Annotated in this window: 14 protein-coding genes; 9 read left to right on the top strand and 5 right to left on the bottom strand. The window is 41.8% G+C overall.

Annotation, left to right across the window (positions count from 1 at the left end):
- Nucleotides 1-224 precede the first annotated feature (224 nt).
- The 3 genes from ABDW32_RS13815 (at nt 225) to ABDW32_RS13825 (ending at nt 6,853) form a co-directional block, all read left to right on the top strand.
- Nucleotides 225-3,311 (top strand): TonB-dependent receptor, encoded by a 3,087-nt coding sequence (locus ABDW32_RS13815; protein ID WP_343563330.1) that lies wholly within the window; start codon nt 225-227, stop codon nt 3,309-3,311.
- A 99-nt stretch (nt 3,312-3,410) separates the two neighbouring features.
- Nucleotides 3,411-4,967, top strand: a complete 1,557-nt coding sequence (locus ABDW32_RS13820) for a RagB/SusD family nutrient uptake outer membrane protein (RefSeq protein ID WP_343563332.1) — start codon at nt 3,411-3,413, stop codon at nt 4,965-4,967.
- On the top strand, nt 4,961-6,853 hold the full coding sequence (locus tag ABDW32_RS13825; RefSeq protein ID WP_343563334.1) for an alkaline phosphatase: 1,893 nt from the start codon (nt 4,961-4,963) through the stop codon (nt 6,851-6,853). Before ABDW32_RS13820 ends, ABDW32_RS13825 begins: the two co-directional genes overlap by 7 nt.
- A 96-nt stretch (nt 6,854-6,949) precedes the next feature.
- Here the strand turns inward: ABDW32_RS13825 and ABDW32_RS13830 are convergent, their stop codons facing one another.
- Both ABDW32_RS13830 and ABDW32_RS13835 read right to left on the bottom strand, forming a co-directional pair.
- The gene (locus ABDW32_RS13830; protein WP_343563336.1) at nt 6,950-8,413 is read right to left on the bottom strand and encodes a hypothetical protein; all 1,464 of its coding nucleotides are present in this window, start codon (nt 8,411-8,413) and stop codon (nt 6,950-6,952) included.
- A gap of 341 nt (nt 8,414-8,754) precedes the next feature.
- Nucleotides 8,755-9,846, bottom strand: coding sequence for a DKNYY domain-containing protein (locus ABDW32_RS13835; RefSeq protein ID WP_343563338.1), 1,092 nt, complete (start codon nt 9,844-9,846; stop codon nt 8,755-8,757).
- A gap of 845 nt (nt 9,847-10,691) precedes the next feature.
- On the opposite strand from ABDW32_RS13835, the gene ABDW32_RS13840 reads away from it, so the two are divergent.
- From ABDW32_RS13840 to ABDW32_RS13855, 4 genes are all read left to right on the top strand, one after another.
- Nucleotides 10,692-12,419 (top strand): hypothetical protein, encoded by a 1,728-nt coding sequence (locus ABDW32_RS13840; RefSeq protein ID WP_343563341.1) that lies wholly within the window; start codon nt 10,692-10,694, stop codon nt 12,417-12,419.
- Between the two features lie 89 nt (nt 12,420-12,508).
- Nucleotides 12,509-15,928, top strand: coding sequence for a DEAD/DEAH box helicase (locus ABDW32_RS13845; RefSeq protein WP_343563343.1), 3,420 nt, complete (start codon nt 12,509-12,511; stop codon nt 15,926-15,928).
- Nucleotides 15,929-15,947: 19 nt separating this feature from the next.
- Nucleotides 15,948-16,658, top strand: a complete 711-nt coding sequence (locus ABDW32_RS13850; protein ID WP_343563345.1) for a hypothetical protein — start codon at nt 15,948-15,950, stop codon at nt 16,656-16,658.
- A 28-nt stretch (nt 16,659-16,686) separates the two neighbouring features.
- Nucleotides 16,687-17,004 carry a hypothetical protein gene (locus ABDW32_RS13855; protein WP_343563346.1) on the top strand — a complete coding sequence of 106 codons (318 nt, stop codon included), beginning with the start codon at nt 16,687-16,689 and terminating at the stop codon, nt 17,002-17,004.
- A 29-nt stretch (nt 17,005-17,033) separates the two neighbouring features.
- On the opposite strand, the gene ABDW32_RS13860 is transcribed toward ABDW32_RS13855, so the two are convergent.
- Both ABDW32_RS13860 and ABDW32_RS13865 read right to left on the bottom strand, forming a co-directional pair.
- Nucleotides 17,034-18,119: a Gfo/Idh/MocA family oxidoreductase gene (locus tag ABDW32_RS13860; protein WP_343563348.1), complete on the bottom strand. Its 1,086-nt coding sequence runs from the start codon at nt 18,117-18,119 to the stop codon at nt 17,034-17,036.
- A 51-nt stretch (nt 18,120-18,170) separates the two neighbouring features.
- Nucleotides 18,171-18,782 carry a hypothetical protein gene (locus ABDW32_RS13865; protein ID WP_343563350.1) on the bottom strand — a complete coding sequence of 204 codons (612 nt, stop codon included), beginning with the start codon at nt 18,780-18,782 and terminating at the stop codon, nt 18,171-18,173.
- Nucleotides 18,783-18,905: 123 nt separating this feature from the next.
- On the opposite strand from ABDW32_RS13865, the gene ABDW32_RS13870 reads away from it, so the two are divergent.
- Both ABDW32_RS13870 and ABDW32_RS13875 read left to right on the top strand, forming a co-directional pair.
- Nucleotides 18,906-20,315, top strand: coding sequence for a sulfatase-like hydrolase/transferase (locus tag ABDW32_RS13870; RefSeq protein ID WP_343563352.1), 1,410 nt, complete (start codon nt 18,906-18,908; stop codon nt 20,313-20,315).
- A gap of 22 nt (nt 20,316-20,337) precedes the next feature.
- Nucleotides 20,338-22,434: a polysaccharide lyase 8 family protein gene (locus tag ABDW32_RS13875; RefSeq protein ID WP_343563354.1), complete on the top strand. Its 2,097-nt coding sequence runs from the start codon at nt 20,338-20,340 to the stop codon at nt 22,432-22,434.
- Nucleotides 22,435-22,578: 144 nt separating this feature from the next.
- Here the strand turns inward: ABDW32_RS13875 and ABDW32_RS13880 are convergent, their stop codons facing one another.
- Nucleotides 22,579-23,838: a glycoside hydrolase family 88 protein gene (locus ABDW32_RS13880; RefSeq protein WP_343563356.1), complete on the bottom strand. Its 1,260-nt coding sequence runs from the start codon at nt 23,836-23,838 to the stop codon at nt 22,579-22,581.
- Nucleotides 23,839-23,938: the final 100 nt, after the last annotated feature.

A 23,938-nucleotide genomic window follows, 5' to 3' on the forward strand; every position in this document is an offset into this window, starting at 1 on the left:
GATATCCGATTCTGTTCGAATACGAAAAGTTTAGAAAAAAAGGATGCTAAATCGAATTTTTATTATGTACATACATTTGATGACATAAAAAAAATTTATATTTTTATGAAAACCAAAAAAAATATACCAATTAAACGAACTGAAGGCGGGTTTACATTTTGTTAACATGATATTAAAATTTTGATAACCCTTAATTTCTACTTTCGCCACACATTATCAATCATATGAATAAATTTCTAATTCTACCACTCGCGCTTGGGATTGCCTATCAGGGACAAGCATTCCCCGTAAAAAAGCCTTTTTCTTCCATCGTTGGAAGCAGTGTCTTTCAGGATCAGATTAAAGGAACGGTTGTCGCGAACAATGGCGTGCCTGTTGCAGGAGTAACAGTTAAAAACGTTCAATCAGGAAAAACAGCAGTAACCGACGCAAATGGACAGTTTCAGTTGTCAGCCAAACAGGGCGAGACGCTGCGTTTTAGTTTTGTAGGGTACAAGTCACTGGATCAACAGGTGACAGGTAATAGCCTGTCAGTAATCCTGACAGAAGATGCCAGTCAATTGGAAGAAGTCGTGGTGGTTGGTTATGGTACGCAACGCAAGAGTACAGTCTCAGGTGCTGTTGCTACAACAGATTTGAAAGGTACAAACAGCCGTTCAATGGCGGGAATAGGGGAAGTGCTTCAGGGGAAGACACCCGGTGTTACGGTAACTGCTGAGGGGGGAGACCCAACGTCTAAACCGAGCATCAATATCCGCGGTATGGGCGGTATCAATGGTGAACAGCCTCTATACGTTGTCGATGGTGTACTTCAGGCACGTGCTCCGGAGCTCAATCCCAACGATATTCAGGATATTAGTGTGTTGAAGGACGCTGCGGCTGCCGTCTATGGAGCTCGTGCGTCCGGTGGTGTTATCCTGATCACAACAAAAGGTGGTAAGAATGGGGATTTGAAAATTGATTTTGAAGCCAAGTATGGCGTACAAAAGGCGCACAACCTGATCAAAGCGCTGAATGCAGCAGACCGTGCCATGATCTCCAATCAAGCGGCCGACAATGCCGGCGTGGCGCGTGACCCAGCTTTTGATGCAAGTAAATATCCGGATGGACAGATCACCCGTACCGATTGGATAGACGAAATTTTCCGTACGGCGCGTGTGCAAGATTATAATCTATCGGCGAGTGCAGGTAATGAGAAGTCTTCTTTTTACACTGGTTTCAACTACCGAAATGCTGAGGGGATATTAATCAATACGTATGGTAAACGCTATAATTTCCGTGTAAATTCACAGACCCAGGTAACTCCTTGGTTGAAGTTGGGTGAAAATATATCCTACTCCTTTACCAATGGGCAGGGCGCCAATACAAGTTCAGGCTATACAGGGGCTGTATTATCTGCCATTCATTACCCAAGAAATATATCCGTATATGATGCCACAGGTAAGTTTTCGGGACTACCGTCGGATCATGGCCCGGGTACCTATGGTGATGTAATTAATCCGGTAGCTTACCTAAGCCGATTGGATGTCAATAACCCCGTACATAATTTATTGATCAATCCCTATATTGAGCTTAAATTGCTTCCGGGCTTGAAATTTAAATCAAATTTTGCTTATACGAAGCAATTTACCGATTTCAAGGAATTTACGGCACGTATTCCGGAAATTGGCAAACCTAATATGTCCAATTCCTTGGCGGTTAATACCAATCGTCTGACAGATATCTTGGCTGAACAGACATTGACCTACGAAAAAGATTTTGGTCTGCACCATTTCGACGCCTTGGCAGGATATATGTATCAAAAAACAACGGAAAACTATAGTAATGTGGTGGGGGAAAATTTCGATGATGAAGCCAAAAACTACCGTTACTTGGTCAACGCTGGACGTATTCAGCCTATCGCAGATGGTAAGCTCGAGCAAGCTTTGATTTCTTACCTCTTACGTGCAAACTACAATTACGACAACCGTTATATGTTGACCTTGATCGGTCGCCGGGATGGTACCTCCTTGGTGGCAAAAGATAACAGGTTCCAAAATTACGGTTCTATTTCTGGAGCCTGGGCAATCCACCGTGAGGCATTTCTTTCGGATTCCGAAGTAATTAATACATTGAAATTAAGAGGAAGTTATGGTATTTTAGGTAATCTGGGTTCGTTGACTTCCACGGCAGTAAGTCCATTATTACAGCGTGTGGACAATTGGGTCGGTAAAACACCGACATTAATGCCTGGATATGTTGAAAAAATCATGGGCAATCCTATATTGACCTGGGCGCAGTCGAAGCAAACGAATGTTGGTTTAGATATCGGCGTATTAAATAATCGTTTGACCCTAAATGCAGATTATTTCGTTAAGCGGACAGATCGGATGTTGATGGACATCGCATTGGCCGGGACAACTGGTTTGCAGACCAAAACTGTCAATGGTGGACGTGTTACGGACAAAGGAATTGAGCTTGCCGTGACCTATAGCAGTAAATCAGATGCAGCTTTCCAATATGATATTTCAGCTTCCGTCAACAAGATCTCAAATAATGTGGATTATCTAATTGATGATTTTCCTAGAATAACCTCGCAGATTGATTATCGCGGTATATTGAAACCTTTGTTGACCGAACCGGGGCATCCACTGTATTCGTACTATGGTTTGGAAACTGCAGGTCTATTTAGGTCCAATCAGGAGGTTGAGCAGTATAAAGGCAGTACTGGAACCAAAATACAACCTAATGCCCAGGCTGGGGACATGAAATTTGTGGATCAAAATGGAGACGGCGTAATTGACGATAAGGACCGTGTATTTTTAGGAAGTGCCTATCCGGATTTTAACTACGGTGTAACCTTCAATGGTAGCTATAAGAACTTTGATGTCAATATCTTTTTTCAGGGGGTACAAGGGAATAAATTGTTCAATACGTTGAAATTTACAGGTTTAAATGCAGCATCCGGACAGCCTTACAACATGTTTGAAGAAATTAAGAATGCGTATTCAGAGAGCAATCCAAACTCCAATATACCGCGTGTATCGGTAAAAGATCCAAATGGTAACTTCTCCAATGTATCGGATTTTTATGTGGAAAATGGATCGTATCTCCGTTTAAAAAACTTTGTTGTTGGATATACGCTTCCAAAGGAGCTGACGCAAAAATATAAGTTGCAGAAATTACGCTTCTTTGCTTCGGCAACCAACCTGTTTACCGTGACGAAATATACAGGAATGGATCCTGAGGTCGGGATGAACGATTATGGTGTGGATGCGGGCCGTTATCCGCAGTCACGTACATTTATGTTGGGAGCAGCTGTCACTTTTTAATCTCAAATTTGGATAAAATAAAGGATGATATAGGCTTTCAATTCGGGAAACTGAATAAATTAAACCTGGTTGTCCTGTGCATATTTAAAAAATACTCCAATGAAAAAAATAACTCGAAATATATGTTTTGCCCTGCTTTTAGGAAGCATGGGAATGTCTTTTCAATCTTGTACCAACAAATTGGATATCCTTCCAGAGGGAGCTCCGTCAAAGGCAAGTTTCTGGAAAACGAAAGAAGATGCGATAAAAGGGGCCAATGGGCTCTATTACCTCTATGATGAAGAGGATTTCTATGGCCGTGGATTCGCCTGGTTTATGAATGCCAGCGACGATATGGTGACCGGAAGAAACAATGCGCAGGCTGAGAATATCCGTACATTTAACAGCAATTATATTGGTGGTGGTTACACAGAGTCACAATGGCAAATGCGCTATGCGATTATCAAACAGGCCAATGATATCTTGCGTTATGTTCCTGCAATCTCAATGGATGAAGCGTTAAAGAAACGTATTCTGGGGGAAGCCAATTTTAATGCCGGCTACATGTACTTTCAGTTAGCTGCTAACTATGCAGATGAACGCGCCGGAGTACCTATCGTTACTGTTGAAAATATGGATAACGAAAAGGCTACACCTAGAGCGGCCAATATCGAAGAAAATTATCGTCATATAGAAAAGCTGCTGAAAGAGGCTGCTGATCAATTGCCTTTTTTTAATGAACTGGAAGAAGCGGATTATGGCCGGGCGCATAAAGTGGCGGCATGGGCGGTGCTTTCCAAAATGTACCTGTATAAGAAAGATTACAAAAATGCCATTCTCTATGCTGATATGGTTATTAACCAAGGCAAACGTGGACTTGAACCTAATTTTAAGGATGTCTTCAAAGCATCCAATAACTGGGGCCCTGAATATATCTGGTCCGTTACAAGTACAGCTGCAGGTACGGATGGCTGGGGATCGATTTTACCGGGGGTAATGCTGACCAATGGTGCCTGGGGCTTATACAACGGTTGGGGATATTACATGCCAACGAAAGAGTTGTATGATTCTTATGAAGCGGAGGACGAACGTCGCGCGGCAACTATTCTAAAACCGGGGGATAAATTTGTTTTCTTTGGCAAAGAGCGGGTATTCGAGCCGGCAAGTTCAGCAACCTGTGACATGCAGTTCAATAAGTATATGGAGCCTTTCTCGCATACTGATCCAGTAAAAACTGGGCATGTGAGTCCAAATGGAAATCACATGGCCACGGATCTGAATGTGCCTTTGATCCGTTTTGCAGAGATTTTATTAATCAAGGCCGAAGCTTCGATTATGCTCAATGGTGCCGGAGCGGGAGATAAAGAATTGAACATGATCCGTAAGCGTGCCAAACTGATTGAAAAGACGGGCATGACTTTGGCTGATCTCAAACGCGAACGCCGTAATGAACTGGCGGGCGAATTTGCAGACCGTCACCGCGATCTGGTGCGCTGGGGGGATGCGCAGGATACCTACGCCAAACCACTTCATACCTATGCGATGAAGAACGGTTCAGGTATGCCCGTCGAGTTTGCAGGTCGTAAATTTGATCCGAAAATTCACCATGTGTGGGCCGTACCGCGTAGGGAAGTGGATAATAGTGCAGGTTTGATTAAACAAAATCAAGGATGGTAAACGTTCCAAAAGTCTTCCAAACTAAATTGGGTGGCTTATTGATCATCGCGAGCTTGTGCGGGGGGCCTCTGGGGTCTTCCGCACAAACACTCAATGAAAAATTTGAGCAACTGATGTTCAGCCGGGAGAAAGAGAAGGCAGGAGCTATCCGCTATGCCGGTCACAGTCACAACGATTACTGGCAGAGCCAACCTTTCTATACGGCCTATTATGCCGGTATGCAATCCATTGAAGCGGATATTTTTCTGCGCAATGGTCAATTGATGGTTGCGCATGATGCAAAGGAAATCAAGACAGAAAACACACTAAACGCGCTTTATCTGGATCCTGTTGCTAAGCTATACCGCAAAAATGGCGGAACCGCCTTTGCAGATAAATCAAAACATCTTCAGCTTCTGATTGATGTAAAAGAAAATTATAAACAGGTATTGCCCGTTCTTGTCAAAGCCCTAGAACAATATGGCGATCTGTTCAATCCGCTTAAAAATCCCAATGCCGTTAAGATCATCGTGACCGGCGGACGCCCCAAGCCAGCAGGATTCAAGGATTATCCCAAATGGTTGTTTTTTGATGGGGAGGTTAACTGGACTTATGACGCCGCAAGCCTGGCACAGACCGGATTGATCAGTGCGGATCTAAAGGATTATACGGATTGGAACGGAAAAGGCTTGCCCGAAAATATTCCGGCAATCAAAAAGGCAATTGCCAAAGCAGATTCCCTCGGCCTCCGTTTTCGTTTTTATGGCACGCACGATAGTCCCAATGCCTGGCAACAGCTTATTGATCTAGGCGTTTACTGGATCAATACGGACCATCCCAAGACCTTGGAATTATTTTTGGATCAGCGGGAGCGGTCATCTTTTCAATTGGCAAAACCGCAGACCGTCTATACGCCCAGTTTTCAATATGATGGTCAGGATCGACAGGTGAAGCGGATTCTGCTGCTTATTGGAGACGGTATGGGGTTGGCAGCCGTTAAAGCGGCAACGCTGGCCAATGGCGGTGCGCTCACGATGACGCAGATCAAGACAGTTGGACTCTCACAGACCGAGGCTTTAAATTCGGATAATACGGACTCCGCTGCCGGAGGTTCAGCCATTGCAGTAGGACAGAAAGTAAATAATCGGGCTATTGCAGTCGATACCACTGGACGCCCCTTACCTAGTGTCGCTGCGGTGCTTGCTGATCAGGGCTGGAAAACCGGCGTGATCAGTATCGGTGATGTAACCGACGCTACTCCAGCAGTCTTCTATGCCCATCAGCGGGAGCGGAATGAGAGTGAATCCATTTTGGGGCAATTCCAACATTCCACCATGGATTTTATTCTGGGTGGAAAGCCAGGTTGGCTGGAGAAGAAAACTGACTGGAAAGGATATACCGGTGTTTCGATCGTAAAAGATCAGCTTAATCCATCTGGCGGAAAACAAATTGTTTTCCTGTCGGACGAACTTGTAAAGCCCGTAAAAGATGGTCGGCCGGCAATTTTAAAACAGTCTATGCTGGATGGCATAAAGTTTTTGTCCCGTGACAACAAACCATTCTTTCTGATGGCTGAATCTGCACAGATTGACTATGCTGGCCATGCAAATGACCTCAAATATTCGGTCATGGAAACATTGGATTTTGATAAAACAGTAGAAGAAGCCCTGAAGCTGGCCGATCAGGATCCGGAGATGCTGGTTGTAGTAACGGCTGATCATGAAACCGGTGGAATTACACTGCTCGATTCAGACCGTAAATCAGGACGTGTGATGGTTAATTTCAGCAGCAACGATCATACTAATGCATTTGTTCCTGTATTCGCTTATGGAGCGCGCTCGTTTTTATTCCGTGGTGTATATGATAATACAGCTATTTTCCATAAACTCTTGGAAGCTGTGAAATAAAAAATAATTTCCTTTACACTTTTCGCCCCGTTTGTGTGTCAGATCACAACGGGGCTTTTTTCAGACGATCACCGGATGCTGTTCACGTACCGGCTCTTATTTGCGGTACGCTTTTCCGCTATAAATATCTATGTAATAGTAACTAACTTTATTTTCTGCATCTTTTTCCCGTACCAGGCCATTTGAGCTGATCGTGTCATAACTTTTGCTTCCGATCTGCTTTTTTGTTTTATTATCGTACAAGGTGTAGGGACCATCTTCTTGTTTCTGTAAGGCAAATATCTGTTGTTTGCCGTCGAGGATCTCGATATGCCGGAAATTTGGCGGTAGATCCCATGTTTTGGCGCCCGCATTCCAAAACCCCATCGTTGGATCCTGTTCCCCTTTTTTGATGTTGATCAGGTAAAGTGCTTCGCTTTGATAGACGTACTTAATTTTCCCTGTTTTCCAGCCTTTTTCAAGCGTGTTCTTGGTAAATAACATATGTTTATCCGGCCAGACCAGATAACCCACTTGATCCAAAATAAAGAAATCCCTGACATTGATCTCATCCAATAAGTTACCCTCCTTGTCCAGGTATAGCCAGTCATAAGCCCAGACCTCATGGTCATAATTAAATCTTCCCAGAATAAAGTAAGGCGAATTGTTTACAGAATACAGCAGTGAGGCTTCTTTCAGGAAAGCAATCTGTGCGGCAGTAGCCTGTTTGATTTGTGTTGGAAGCGCTTTGTCATATTGTGGGAACGCGTAGATCTTTCCGGAACTATCGTCTTTTAATAATTTTGGAACAGTTGGCGCAAAGCGTTCCTGATTGATGGAATCCAATTGCAGGAGTTGCCCCTTCCAATGCAGGTCTATCTTATCCACAGCGATCAGGTTGGATAAAATAGGCTGCTGACGTCGGATATCGTAAATTTCAAAACGATTTCCAGCTACAGGAATATAACGGCCATTTTCCAGGATCAGATCAACTTTGGTGCTGAGCTTTTTTAAATGCTGATCTTTCAGTCCATAGAGGTTTCCATTTAAGACAACATGTTGGTCGTCCAAGTGGTATAAGGCCAGACTGTACTCGTTCTCATCGTAAGGAACATCTTTATCCAATAATACCTGGCCGGTTTCCAATACCCGAATTTCTACTTTGATGTACGTAGCTGTTTTTTTTATTCCACCACCTAGGATATTCCAATCCCAATTCCAGAAAGGAAGGTTTTTTTCATGTTCCCGACGTTTCATAAGCAAAGTCACCTGGCCTAGCGTTTGTAGACCGAGATCGGTATCCGAATAATTTTCGATAAACTCGCCCTTTGAATTAATTAAAGCCTGCTGGTTTTTTGTATTTGAGACGATGGCGTAACCTGTGGAGGTAAAAAAGTCAGCATGAGCGAATTTTTGCGGCAATTGCTGACGGAGCGCACTGTCCACATAGACAAATTGCCTATCCTTAGTCTGCATTGGAATCCAATGGATGGGTTTCAAGGTTGGATTTATGGTGGACTTTTGTGCACAGGCTGTCATACAAAGCATGCTTATTAAACCTATTAGTATTGATCTGATCATTTTTTTTCTTTTTTATTGAAAGCGGTTATCGCTAAATGAGCAGCGGAAAACGTCGGTATGCTTTCGCCCTGCCAATAGCGCGCTTTCGAAGGATTTGTGCTACCTATTATAATCCCTTGGCTAAAGTAGGTGAAAATTGGCGTTGAAAAAATAGCCGAATTCCGTGATTATGAATCGGATTGGTCAGCTGCTGGACAGCTTGATTAAGTCAGTTTGTTTCTGTATTATTTTTTCAATGAGCCGATTAAAGTTTAGGAGCGGCTGATATGCATGACCGCAAAAAAGTATATGTCCATTGCGAAGACCTCAAAAGCTACTGCGACAAGGGATCTGCAATATCATTATTTCTTCTCCACCGGAATAAGCTCCGCTCCACCCGCTTTGGGGCGGTACCAATACTTATGTCCCAGATCATCTTCAAAATCATGACTTGTTTCAGATTTATCCACCACCCTGAAACTTTTGACATCGGCATCTTTAAAGATTTTATCGCCGACGAAAATATGCTTGGCATCTTTAGCAACGGCACGTTTGAGCACTTTAAAGGTCTTTGGGTCAGCTTCCGACAGCAGCTGTTCGTTGTAATAAATATGATTTTTGTCGCCCGACCAGAACGAGTTCCCACCAATTCCTTCCAATATTTTGAAGCTTTCGGCATCCACATCTGTGAAGGAAAAACGCTTTCCCTGAATAATAACCAATTGATCAATAACAATTGATTTTCTGTCCAACAATCTGATGTTGTTGACTGTAGGTAAGGCCATTTCGAGTACACCTATGCCTTGATGAGGTTCGTAATACAGTAGCTTTTTACCATCCAAAATAAGATATTTACTGTTGACAACTTTAATTTGGTCTGTTGTATACTGGAGTGGATTGATACCTTTCTGTGTGACTACATAGAGCCGGTTTTTATCTTTTACAAAATTTTCATTCAAAATTTCGAATGTTTTATAATCGACATCTATGGGTAAGGATTGGTAGAAATAGTGTGTTTTGTCTTTGGAGAGGGACTGAAGTTGATCATAGAGCGTGGTATAGGTTTCGGGATCAGCGCCCTTCACGATGCTAAGCTGCTGTTTGCTGCATGCGCCTGTCGCTGATGGAAAACCCGTGAAATGGAATACGTGATGTTGATCCACCGGTATGTTTTCCTTGAGCTTAAAAGTCTTTGCATCTACGAGCTGTTGCGGGCAGCCCATAAAATAGATCGTATTTTTGTCGCGCGCATAGACATTTTTAATGACAGAAAAACTGCTGATATCGACGTCCATCTTTCTTGAACCACGTTCAAAATCATTGCCGCCCGGAATAAAGTAAACAGTTTCTCCTTTTTTGTAATAATCTTCGGACAACGAACTGACCTGCTTTTTGCAGGAAAAGAATAAACCGATACAGGCACTGATCATTCCCATCTTAAAAATATGTTTCATACTTCCTTGTTATGATTTGCTCCATAATGATGTACTATCCAGCGTATTCTATTGCCTTTGATATACCCACTGCTCCTTGTCTACATTAAAAATACGATGTGTTTACATCACATGGAATAAAGGTTTACGATTCGCTTATGGCTATTTATGATTCGTTTACGATATACACTGTACACTTTCAGCGCTTTAATTTTCTTCTGCGCAACCCCTGATTAATCTAAGCATAAGTTAGTAAATATTTTTGCGATTTAAATAAGCGGGATCGGTGATCTCTCAGGCCGGATAAAATGTGTTTGGATTATGGTTGTAATACTGGCTAAAGAGCAATATAGTATTGATCACATAGCTCAAGACGGATACACCTATCCTAAGAAAACCTTGTTGTAGCTATGCGCATGGTGTACCGGAGATTTTTGGCAACCCCTGCGGCCGCATAGATGCACGCGATTCGCAATGAAATATTGTTTTTTCTAAAAAATAATTGGGATTAATATTTTTAGTTTATATATTTGTATATATAAACTATATAATTGTATTGTAATGGTGTTTTGAGTAACCTGTAGCATCAATATTTATCTGTTACTTTTCCGGCAGCCAGATAATATCCTTCACAAGTTAGGTGAGATTTCAATACAATATTTTAACTTAATTGCCGGCCAGTCTTAAAATAAGCCAAGGTGCAAATGTGTATGTATCTTACCTGTTGATTTCCTATTTAATCACCTTGGTTGTAATTTCTATCTTTTTTACAAAATACTGTGTGTTATTTGCAAAAATAGTCTTTAACTGTTTGTTGCTCTGAAGACTATTTGTTGCGAGATTTTACAACCATTAAATCATTTATTATGGGAATTAATAGTCAGCTGATTATCGATCGCTTATCTAAACGTATGGATCTTGATCGGGTTTATCGCGTTAAGTATACGTTTTTGGATCACGAATACGAGCACTTAATTTTAGCACTTAAACCTATGAGTGGGCTTTCGCATAAGGTATTAAAGCCTATTGTGGAATTATGTCTAATTGATCAGGAACCTATTTCATTTGAACTGATTTTTATGCCCGAGCTGAAGAACAAGATTAAGATCGGGAGTTTATTCTATTGTTATGCAGTTTTACCTGGGCACGAGATTTTTAATTCCGGTGGAAACAGTGCGGTGATCGGCAAACAGAAAGAGTTAAGGGGAATACTGGATCTTTCCGAAAAGCACTATCAGAAAGCGCTGATTACATCTGCAGAATTTTTGGAAGGAGCACGGACATTTGCGGATACCGCAAATTATCTCCGGTCATTGTTTATGGTACATCAAAGCTTGGAAAGCCATTTAAAATTGCTGCAGATCGCCGTGGAAGGGAAAGGAAATAATGTACATAAACTCGATAGCAGGATAAGGAGTCTCGATACACACTTCTCGATGTTCAAAAAGGTATTTATGGGGGAAGATGAGGAAGAGAAAGAGCGCTTCCACTTATTGGATACTTCCTTTAACGCGGTCAGTCAAAATAAAGACCTGGATATTTTGGCTCTTGATGCTTCGTGGTTATATGAGCATTGTATCGCGATGCAAGCGGCAATAGAAAAACTCTTCCGTTACTTTATGGTGGCATTGCAGAGCGAATATGAAAAGAATATGGCGGCTGAAGCTGCCATTCAGGCGGAGCTCGCTAAAGCTAAATTGGCCAAGGAAGAAAAAGTCAGAATTACACAAGCGAAAGCGCCGATAGCTGTGCCTACTTTTCAGGCATTCCCCTGGCCGTCACATTATCAGTCCGATATCCAGCAGCTTCTTTATCAGATCTGCCAGGAACATCAGCCCGAACAGATTATGTTGCTCAACTACTATGTGAGCAATGTCTCTGGAACCGGATTATTCGATTATCCACCTAAAGACATTGGCGGCGCAACACTTTATCTGACAGTTATAAAAAAGCGGATTGGAGCTGCTTATTTCCGTCAAGTTTCTTTCGGCCAGGCGACAGCAGTGATTTCCTTTTTAAGCAGCAGTTTTATCGCCGCAAAATTGAATAAGGGCAGTCGCTTCTCTCAAACGATCTGGAATGAATCTGTTGTCCTTTATCGCAACCCGGGTTATAAGCCGACGCATTCGCTGACTCCCATAAATTGGTCAGAGGCGCTGTTTAAGACAACAAATGCCTGGACGCGTAACGCAAAACTTATGCAGGATCTGCAGGCGATATTTTCAGAGACCTGTTTTTCCAGCAAACAATTGGCGGTGCTGTTATTAAATCAGCTGGTTTTAATTGGATTACATAGTTATCTCTACCTGCGGATCGGTTATGCACCAATGAAGGCGACGATAGCTGAGCTGATTGAATGGACCTGTACCTGTGATAAAAAAGTAAGTGAATTTTTTGCCTCAAACGAGCCTTCTCAGGATATCTTGTGCCGGGAAATATTAAATGACATGAAAGGTAGGGTATATGAACTTCCACCGGAGCTGGAGGAACTGGAGATGGATTACTTTAAATCCAATGCCAATCGGATAACTACCTTTTTTGCTGATCTATGCGAACAGAGTTTAAGGTATATGGAAAGGAAATCGGGGGGGTAAAATAAATTGATGCTTACTATAAAAGAATAGATGCTCATCTACGTATGCTAGATTTATACAAATAAGCCATCATAACTAAACATAAATCAATGAAAAATGAAATAGATATAACGATACCATGGCAAAATAAGCATGAAAAATCCCTTTCTATCGTTTATCTGAAAAGATTTTTTAACGAAAAGTCTGCAAGACTATCTTGGGATTTTAAAATAATCCTTGAAGAGAGTGTTTTTAATAATAAGTATGCATTTGAAAGTTTGAGCAAGGGAAATATTCGTGTGCTGATCACGTTGACCGCGGATCATTTGAAAGCGAACTGTTCATGTGGAAACATGAACACGACGTTATGTGAACATGTCTATGGTTTATTGCGAGAAAAACTAAGTGGGAATAAATATTATTTTTCGCATTTATACGATCCGAAATGGTTTTTACCTCAGCCTGACCAACGTGAACTATTTCGTTTATCTCTTAAAGATGAACATAGCAGAATAACGAAAATTGAGATCAACGCAAAAGCAGATTATGGGAGCATTTATGGTTTTCATGGAGCATCGGAATTATGTCATACGGCCAGTAATAAAATTTCTTCCTTAGAACCTACACTTTGCAGATCGGAAGGCAAATTTATTGTAGCAATTCCGATAAATAATACGATTGATCAACTGCCTTTTTTACTTCCATTTTTAAGCGCAGAAAAGAAAAAAAACATTTTCAAAGAAAGCTATCTATTAAATGATGACATGCCACATCCGGAACATCTTACCGGCCAGGAGATGATGCTTGATGCGATGGCAAAGAAGATGATGCAGTTAGGATCTTTCGCATTTTGTAGGGTTAGATCAGACGAACTTTCATCACTTGAACAAAATGAACGGGCGTACCGAATAATGGATTTATGGAGAGATCTCATTTCGAACCAATGGGGGCGTGATGAAGTGATCTTTTTCTATTCCCATACGAACAATTTTGGTCTAAGACATTACCAATTCCGATATAGCGCTGCTTCCAATCAATTGTATAAATTGAAAATTGCTAATGGTGATTTTAAGCTTAAGATTCACGTAGTAGAAAATCAAAAAGGTTTATTGATGGAAGTGCTGGCGTATTATAAGGGAAATCTGTTAAAGAAAATCAAGTTTTTGAGCGATGTGCATAGTTTCTTTGTCGAGTTAAATTCCAAGTACGTACTTTTTATTGACGATATGCAAATCGGAAAACTTCTAAATCAATTTAGGCATTCCGCATTCAAAATTTTTGTGTTGCGACAAGACATCCCTAAATTTTACGAAGATATATTGCGTCCAATAACTCAATACTTCCCGCTAGTGTATGAAAATGAAATGGTCAAAGATCACACCGCAGCTAAAGAGACAATTGAGGAAACGAAAATATTGGAGATATCCCTTCAGGACGATCTTCTACTCTTGAAAGCATCTATAGACTTTGGGACAGTTACCCTACCCATTGTGGAGATGCCTAGTACAACTGTTGTAACCTATGTTGATCATGAAATTCGTGTTCAAGATCGAGACACTGATGCTGAACTGGCTTTTAGCAACTTTGTTAAAAATCAACATGAATGTTTTGAAGAACAGGCTTCCCCTCATACCTGGGAATTGAGAACATCTTTAATTGCTCGAACAAATTGGATAAAAAATCTTCGCAAAGCATGTCAAGATCATCAGATAAAGCTTAAACTTATAGGACTCGTTCAAGGATCTTATTATTATCCTTTCTCTTTGAAATGGGAAGTGTCTGAGGTGAAATCTCAATCAAATTTGTTATATATCGATATAAAATTTAAGCTAGGCAAACTAATATTGGAACCTAGTTTATTTGAAAATTATCTATTTGAAAAGAAAAATTGGTTTAAGATTAATGGCGAAGATCACGTTTATATCAGCGATTCTTTGAAATCCCTTTTTATACCCTTATTTGCTCAGGGATGTGTAGAAGATCCATATATTATTTTGACTTCGGCACAATTGATCTCATTTCAAACGCAATTGGAAAAAATAGATCCCAAGATTATTAATGATAGTACAAGAGAACGGCGGGATAAATTAGCCAATATGACCGAAATTCCTTTATTAGATGTTCCGGATACGGTCAAAGCAACGTTGCGTCCCTATCAATTGGTTGGTTTTAGTTGGCTGGGATTTCTACAAGAATTTCAATGGGGTGGTATTCTGGCGGATGATATGGGACTTGGAAAAACATTACAAGTAATTACCTTATTGGAATACTACTACCAAAATAATCCGGATGCGGACCCTTCCATTGTTATTGTTCCTAATTCATTGCTATTCAATTGGCAAAACGAAATTAAAAAATTTGTTCCGCAGCGACGTTATCATATCTATCATGGCATAAAAAGAAAGGACCAAGAGACGTTAGCAAAAGCATCAATTGTGCTGACAACCTATGGGACAGCAATGACAGACTTTTCCTTTCTTCAATCCCAGTCATTTAGTTATATGGTTTTGGATGAGTCTCAAATGGTAAAGAATCGAAATTCGAAAAGATTCGAGTATTTGTTTTCTATTAAAGCATCATTTCGGATTGCAATGACCGGTACTCCGATTGAAAATGGCATTCAAGATATTTATGCACAAATGACAATGGTCAACCCTGGTTTTTTTGGGAATTACAGAAATTTTAACAAAATGTTTAAGTCTATGGGAGAGGGGGAGGGAATGGATGTGTCACTCATGAATTTACAAAAGATGATTGCACCATTTATTCTGAGAAGGACCAAAAAGCAAGTCGCAATAGATTTACCTGATAAAACAGAGACGATTTTGTATTTGGATATGCAAGAGGGGCAACGGAAAATCTATGATAGCTATCGTAAAAAATATCGAGAGGAGATTGAAGAAAATTTAAACAGTGAGGAGTCTACAAAATCCAAGTTCTTAGCTATAGAGGCTCTACAGAAACTACGGAAGTTGTGTAATTCTCCTGTACTAATGACAGACGGTGATTTTGCCAATGATTCCATTAAATTGGATTTTATTGACGAAATCATGGAAGAAGTAGCTCCAAATCATAAGATTCTTCTTTTTTCATCTTACACGTCTATGCTTAAGCTTGTGGCTCAACGGATCGAGAAATACAATTTAGGGTATACCTATCTCGATGGTAAAATGCATCAGGAACAAAGGCAGTCTGCAGTTGAGCTATTTCAAACTGAAGATACCTGCCGTGTTTTTTTGATTAGCTTAAAAGCTGGTGGAACAGGGCTGAACTTGACTGCGGCAGACTATGTTTACATTTTGGACCCGTGGTGGAATCCTGCTGCTGAAGCTCAGGCAATAGATCGTTGTTATCGTATTGGTCAAGACAAACATGTCATGGCCTACAAGATCGTATGCCGAGATTCTGTCGAAGAACGAATATTGGAACTTCAGACCATTAAAAAGAGAATGGCCGAAGGATTGATTTTAGATGAAGTGAATCTCATGAAGTCTATTAGTAAAGAAGAACTACTTAAATTATTCGAGTAACCCATTATAAACTTAACTTATGAAGACCCAATCAACAACCACAGCTTCCTACGCAGGAATGATGTATTCATATGATTTTCAACTTTGGTATACCTATTTTAAGCGGAGGATAGAAAAGAAGTGGCGGCCTGAAGAACTTTCGTTCCTACTAGGCAAGCCTGATCATGCCTATCTGGATTTTGAAAAAATGTTTCAAGTCCAGAAGTTTTTAACACAGGAATCTATTTTACTGGATCGGATATACGCGAGTTCGCGGATCGAAACCATGAAATTCCATCGCGAAAAAGATGAGGCTCCTGAGGAGCGTCTGGTACGTTTTAAAATCGAAGAGGATGAAGTGAAGTGGAATTATTCCATAGAGGTGCCTTGGGCTTTTTTAACCGAGAAAGAGAAGCCAGCTACTCCCAAATTAAATTTTGAGGAGTGGAAAGCGGAAAAGGATCTACAGCTTGAATCGGATGCGATGCTTCACGTCCGGCAACAATTGGTCGAGTTATTGGAGCGCAATTACTTTGAACATGGTGCCTCTGCATTGCAAATGTTTCGTAAAGTTGAATATACCGGCCTTGCTCATTTACAGATTTTCCCCCGACACCTTAAAAATGTCTTGTACAACTTTATCCAACAAAATAAACTTGTTGTCAGAAGTATAGAAAATAGTTATTCTTTTTTCTTGCCGGATTTTCAACAGACTGGCCGGAAGCACTATTTATTAAATGGGCAAAGCTGAGAAAAAAACAATCATTATATTTATCCCAATGAATAAGATGATTCCCGGAAATAAAACAGCCATCGTACTAACCATCTTAAAAGGAGTGGCTGGTACGATGGCTGTTTTTGCTGTTGTGACAGCGCTCTCTTATCAGAATCAACTGCCTGTAGATGGCAAATTAGTCATGGGTTTTCCTTCAGAATTCTATGCAGAAGGAACCGGGTATAGTCCCGAGCGCGATGAATATGCAAGTTTTCAGCATTTTAAATTGCTTGGATTGCTAATTAATATTGTGTTTTCAACATCTGTATTTGCCCTTTTGTGTAGATTATATCGTTTTATTCCTTTTAGAAAAAAGAAGTAATATCTCTGATCAGCTCTTAAGCATGTAAATTAATCAAGGAAGATGACTTTTCCCTCCTTTGCGGAACGCTTGGCTGCTTCCAGGATCTCAACGACAGTCACATTGTTGCTGAGTGAACCCAGATCCTTGTCCGCGAGCTGATTTCCACTTAATACATGCTCCAAATACTGGATATGGTGTTCAAAATAGGGTTGATCTGTTGGAATAACTGTAGGGCTCTCGTTATGTTGTGCATATTTCAACAGCGTTTTGTCATTTTGCGCATAAAGCTGGGCTTTCGTTCCAAATACCTGTAGATCCTTTACGCTGTAAGGCCATGCCCAAGATGCTTGGATAATACCTGTGCTGCCATCGCGGTAGTTTAAGATAATTGTGGCATTATCCTCTACCTTTGGATAAACTTCTGGTTTGAGCTGTTGCGTAAACGCGGTGACAGACATAGGCCGTTCGCCATTCTTGATCCAGGTCATCAGATTGGCGCCATAACAGCCAAAATCCATCAATGCTCCGCCGCCATTTTTCTGTGGATCTGTTAGCCAGTCCAGAAAATAGCCGCTACAGCCAATTTCTTTAGGCCCTTCATGTCCGTCTTTTACAATCATTCGTGTCACTCTGCCGACTGCGTGTTGATCTAGCAATCGCTTGAGCTGTTGGTTACTTTTATACCAGGTCGTTTCGTAATTGACTAGAAAAGGAGTTTTGTTTTCTTGGGACAATATAGCTATACGTTTGGCATCTGCTGCTGTGGTTGCCAGGGGTTTTTCGACCATGACCGGTATTTTGAGCGGAAGGCAGATCTCTGCTACCCTAATATGTTCATTCGTGGGATTATAGGCAAGGACAACCTGGGGTTTCACCTTTTTGAGCAACGAACCGAGGTCAGGGTAAAAAACGGACTTCGGAAGATTATATTGGGCTTGAATCTTGTCGGCAAGAATGCTATTAGCCTCTGCTATTCCGATAATCTCTACCTTCTTTTCCTTGTGTAAGTTTAAAAGAAGATAGACATGGTCATGATTGAGGCCCGCAACGGCTACCTTAAGCGGGCTATTTCCATAGACAGCATGCTGAAATAGCATGGTCAGCAGGAAGAATGTCTTTATTAGATGTTTCATCGTACACTGTTTAGGTACACTAAAGATAACATTTTGAAACGGTTCATTAGCTTAATGAATCCAGTCGATCTTCGGGTGTGATTGTATTATTTCCGCTACGATATCAAAATAGGTCTGTCCCTTTCCGGCTTGTAAATCGCTTAGTTTTTGCTGGAAATAAGCCTGATTGAACTGCGTATTTGCGGTCAGTTTTTCCTGATAATAGGCGAGTGTGGTGCTCAGTCCCAATGCTGCCCGGCTATGAGCAACATCCCGCCAAATGATCGTATGCTTTTTTGCATGCTGCAATTTGCCAAATCCGCCGTGCAGTAGATCATCGAAGCCATCGAGGCTGCCAATTTTCCAATTCTCATCGGCCATATAGACCCGATTGATTTCGGTATAAAAACTGCGAATATCTGCGATATGGCCCCCCTCGATAACAACAAAGCCTAGTTTGGGGTACATACAAAGGACCTTTGTGAAATCTGCCCATAGTTGTGGTACTGGTATGGGAGATGCTACTTTTGACCATTTTTCCGCAAACTGAAAAAGATCCGCGGGGATGTCGTCTTGCCAGCTTTCGCATAGGCTCAACAGGGCCTCCCTTAGCGCCTGCTCCTGAACATTTCCGACTAGAAAATTAGCAATAACCTTAAGTTGATCCCGTTCATTTTTTTTCATCTGCTTCGGATTAAATTCACCTTTCTAAAAGGACTAAAAAAAATCGACTTAACGAAATCGTTTTCGGTTTTTTTATAAAAATCCAATACATTTAAGTTTACATTTAAGGATAAATCTAAAGCGATGATCTACCGAATAACGTTTTTTCGTATACTTATTTTGCTGAGTGTACTTTCTTTGGTTAAGATTTCTGTTTTTGCCCAGCAGCGGCCAAATGTCATTGTTATTTTAAGTGATGACGGCGGTTATGATGATTTTGGTTGCTATGGCGGCAAGGAGGTGTATACACCGCACATCGACGAACTGGCTAAACAGGGGATTCGTTTTGAGTGTGCTTATGCCTCCGCTTCGGTTTGTGCACCCTCACGTGCGGGTTTGCTGACGGGCCGGTATCAACAGCGCTTTGGATTTGAACACAATATTTCCAAACGTCCGATCACGGGAACAGCATTGGAAGATATCGGGATGGATACCAGCGTAGCGACAGTAGCCGATTTTATGCGATACAATGGGTATAAGACAGTTGCCATTGGTAAGTGGCATCAGGGAGATGGCCCACAATTTCACCCGCTTAAGCGCGGCTTTGACCATTTTTATGGTTTTATCGGTGGTGATCGCTCTTATTTTCCGATCCCCGGAAAGGTTAAAGCCACACATATGCTGATGGATGATGATCGAGTAGTGCCCGAGGATTCTATCCGATATCTGACAGAGACATTGACAGACAAAGCAATCTCCTATGTGCATCAATATCGCCAGCAGCCTTTTTTTATGTACCTCGCATTTAATGCGGTGCATACACCGGTAGAACCTCCGCTGACACAGGGAAATAAATATGCCCATGTCACAGATCCTTTGCGGCGTGCTTATTTGGCGATGCTGGAAAACATGGATAGCAATATCGGAAGACTGATACAACAGTTGAAAAACGATGGACTTTATGAAAATACGCTGATTATCTTTATGAATGATAATGGGGCAGCAACAAATAACGGTGCTGATAATGGTCAATTGCGTGGTTTGAAAGGCTCGAAATGGGAGGGGGGTATTCGTGTGCCCATGATCATGCAGTGGCCCGCACAACTTCCAAAAGGAAAAGTAGCCAATGCGATGGTATCGGGTATGGATATTTTGCCAACGAGCCTAGATGCTATACAGGGGAAAAACATCCCCGGACAGCAGGTTGATGGGCTAAGTCTATTGTCGTCCTATAAAACGGTGAAGAAGGGGCATGATTACCTATTTTGGCGACGGGGTGTCGCTAAGGCGGTTCGTCATGCCGAATGGAAGCTCATTGTTGTCAAAGATGATCCTATATTATTATTTAACCTGAAAAATGATCTTAAGGAACAGCATAACCTTGCTGAAAAATACCCCGATCGGGTGAAAGATATGTTGAATAAATTGGCTGAGTGGGAAAAAAAGATGGCTGCGCCCAAATGGTTGAGTGGAGTCTTGGATAATGACCAGAACCAGATGATGAAACATCGAATGGAGGTCATAGGAAGGTCAGCAGAAAAACAATATCCTTAATCGGGTAGCAATTATAAAGCGAATGAAAATTATACTTATATTCTTATTATCCTTTGGGCTGGTCATGGCAAGAGCACAGGACAAGCAGACATTTGACCGCATCAAAAAACATGTATATGACGATGAATTGCTCAATTCGGCGACGCATCCGGAACAGGCGGCATCCTGGGGCAGCCAATTGACAGCGGCCGGAACATGGCCCGATATCGATTACAAGAGTAAAGCAATATCACTCTGGCCTCCAGGGGAACACCTGGATCGTTTGAAAGCGCTGATTGTAGCCTATGTATCCCCCACTAGTAAATCTTATCAGCAAAAGTCGCTTTATGACAAGATTGTACTGGCGGCGCAGTATTGGGCAAATAACCGCTTTGAATCAACGAACTGGTGGCACAATGAAATTGCATCGCCAAAAGCGATCGGTGTATGTTTGATACTGATGAAGTTTGGTCAGGAAAAAATTCCGGTAGCTGTGGAATCACAGCTTGTGAAACTGATGGAACGGGGAGATCCTTATAAAAAAACAGGTGCGAACAAGAGCGACATCGCGATGCACTATTTCTACCGTGCATTGATCCTGGAAGATCCTTTGTTATTGGCTTCGGCAATGGAACAACTACTTTTCCCCATCCAGTTGGTGGATGGCAAGGAGGGCTTGCAATATGATTTCTCCTACTTACAGCATGGGCCACAATTGTATATTGCGGGCTATGGCGAAGAGTTTTTAAAGGGAATTTCTAAGGTAATGGCTTATGTCCGCGAGACGCCTTATGCTGTCACTAAAGAGAAATTGGACCTCTTCGAAAAATTTCTTCTGGAAACCTATCTCCCGATTATTCGTTCACGTTATATTGACTTTAATGTGCATGGACGTGGAGTCTCGCGGCCAAATATATTACGCAAAGATCAAGAAGTGGGCATATTGCAGCAGATGCAATTGATCGATCCGGCTAAAAATGAGGTCTGGAAGAAAGGATTGGCAAAGTTGGACAGTATACAGGCTTTTGATGCCGAAGAGCAATCCCGGCACCGGCATTATTGGAAGGGAGATTACACAACACATCTCAGCAAGCACTATCATTTCAATGTACGCCTGGCAAGCAAGCGTACCAACAAATCGGAATCTGGAAATGGTGAGAATATGCTCGGCAAAAATATGAGCGATGGTGTAACCAATATTCAGGTATTTGGTCCGGAATATTATAATATCATGCCCGTATGGGAATGGGACAAGATTCCGGGGACAACTACCCGCGATTATCAGGCTGATCAGGAACTCAAAGAACAGTGGGGTGTATTGGCTGCCAACAGCTTTTCTGGCGGCGCGAGCAATGGTAAGACCGGTGTCTCGGCGATGTCGGTCCAATACGATAGCGTAGCAGCTAAAAAAGCATGGTTCTTTTTTGATAAGGAGATTGTCTGTCTGGGGAACGGAATTAACAGTAGTGCCGCCGAACCCGTCGTTACGACACTCAATCAGACCTGGTTGAAAAGCCCCATCGTCTGGAATGGAAATGAAAACATGTTGATGGATTCAGCGGTTAGGAATGTAAAGCAGGGGGAGTATGTACTGCATAATCAGGTTGGTTATTATTTCCCGGAAAAGACAAAAATTATACTAACAGCAAAAGAACAAACTGGATCCTGGTACCGGATCAATCGCTCCCGGTCAAAAGATCTTGTCCATGGAAAGGTATTTAAGTTATGGATTGAGCACGCAAGCAGGCCGGTAAACGGAACTTATGCTTATATCGTTGTCCCCAGTGTGACAACGATCGATAAGAAGGTGATGCAGCAGCTAAAAATCTGGCACAATACGCCTGCTCTTCAAGCTGTCGAACATCAGGGACTAGCCACCATGCAGGCTGTGTTTCATCAGGCAGGTACCTATCAGATTGGAGCCTGGTCTATTCAGGTGGACAAGCCTGTCATTCTGCAAATCACAAAGGGAGACCGAGCCTTCAAGCTAGATGTAGCAGATCCAATGCAACAGGAAAAGGCCGTACGCATTCATCTTATCAATCAAAGCGCAAAGCTAAATCAAACCCTCGAATTGGCACTGCCACAGGCAGAGTATGCGGGGAGCACGCTATCAGCAACAATTCCCACTGATCATTAAGAAGGTTTGATCCTTTGGTAATTGCCGTAAAATTTAAAGTCCAGGATCTGTAAAGAAACTGGACTTTATTCATTCGTTTGACTGCGGTTCCCGAAGATTATTTGGCCCTGTTTGCCAAAGTTTAGCTTTTGATACAGTTTATTTTTAGTGTTTTCTGAGCTGTTTCAAGCGAGTCAATCCCTCGAGATAATAATAATCCGCATAGGTCAATGGCACATCAATTTCGGAATGATGCGGAAGGCTGCCAACACTATGTTTGAGCAGGAAACCGCCGTTGCTTCCGTATTTGGCAAAATAACCTGCTCCTGAAAGTGTTTGTAGACTCTCTTTTGCGAAGGCCAAATAGGACTTGCTTTCGGCTCCCGATGTTAAGGTCGATAGTTCAACGAGTGCCGAAGCGACAATAGCTGCTGCGGAGGCATCACGAGGGACGTAATTTAGCTTTAACGTTGAAAAATCCGCATCTGATTTGTAGCCCTGTTGTCCTGCATTGAAATCCCAGTAAGGGATTTTATCTTTTGGAAGATTCTTGTGGGTCATATAAAATTTAGCTGCTGCCTGTGCTGTTCTGAGAAACTCCGGTTTTTTCGTCTCCCGATACATCATCGTAAATCCATAGATCGCCCAGGCTTGTCCACGCGCCCAAGTGGAGTTGTCCGAATACCCTTGGTTGGTCTGTTGATGGATCGCCTGCCCATTGGCGTCATAATCGACAACATGGTAGGTACTAAAGTCCTTGCGGAAATGGTTTTTCATGGTTTGCGTGGCATGACTGATGGCCACGTCCCGGTATTTGGGATCTCCTGTCAGGTCGGATACGTAACAGAGCATTTCCAGATTCATCATATTGTCGATGATCACAGGGTATTTCCAAAGTGTTTTCCCATCCCATGATTTTTTCTCATTCCAGGATTTGATGACACCAACCTGTGGATCGAATCGCTTTAATGCGGTATTGGCCGAATGCACGAGGATAGCTTTATAATCGGCAATTTTTTTCTGGTCCTTGAGGTATTTAATTGCTGTTCCATAGGAACAATACATGACGAAACCAATATCGTGATGTTGATCCAGGTCCTTTGCTTTCTCGAGCGCTTCGGTCCATTTTATGGCCTCTTTTTCGGTTTCTTTATTGTGCGTATGGTTATAAATATACCATAGTGAACCCGGAAAAAAACCACCGGTCCAATCCCATTCGTCAGTTCCTTTCAATTTTCCGTCGTGAGTCAATGTGCGCGGGAATTTATGATCCTTGTCAGCTTCTTTAGCCAAAAATTGATATTGTTTCTCTGCAGCTTTGAAACTCGTGTCAATAAAGTTTGGCTTTTGGTCCATAAAACTGAGCGCAAAAAGCCCCGAAGCGATAAGAAGGATTGTTTTTAAACTGCTTTTTCTTTTTTTCATTTGTATCATTATTTGTCCATCAATTATTTTTTAAGGTATCCATGCCGCCTTGGCAGCATGAATAGCCTCGCCGGTATAAATGAACTGACAGGCATGCTAT

This window comes from Sphingobacterium sp. (assembly GCF_039596235.1).
Taxonomy (GTDB): Bacteria; Bacteroidota; Bacteroidia; order Sphingobacteriales; family Sphingobacteriaceae; genus Sphingobacterium.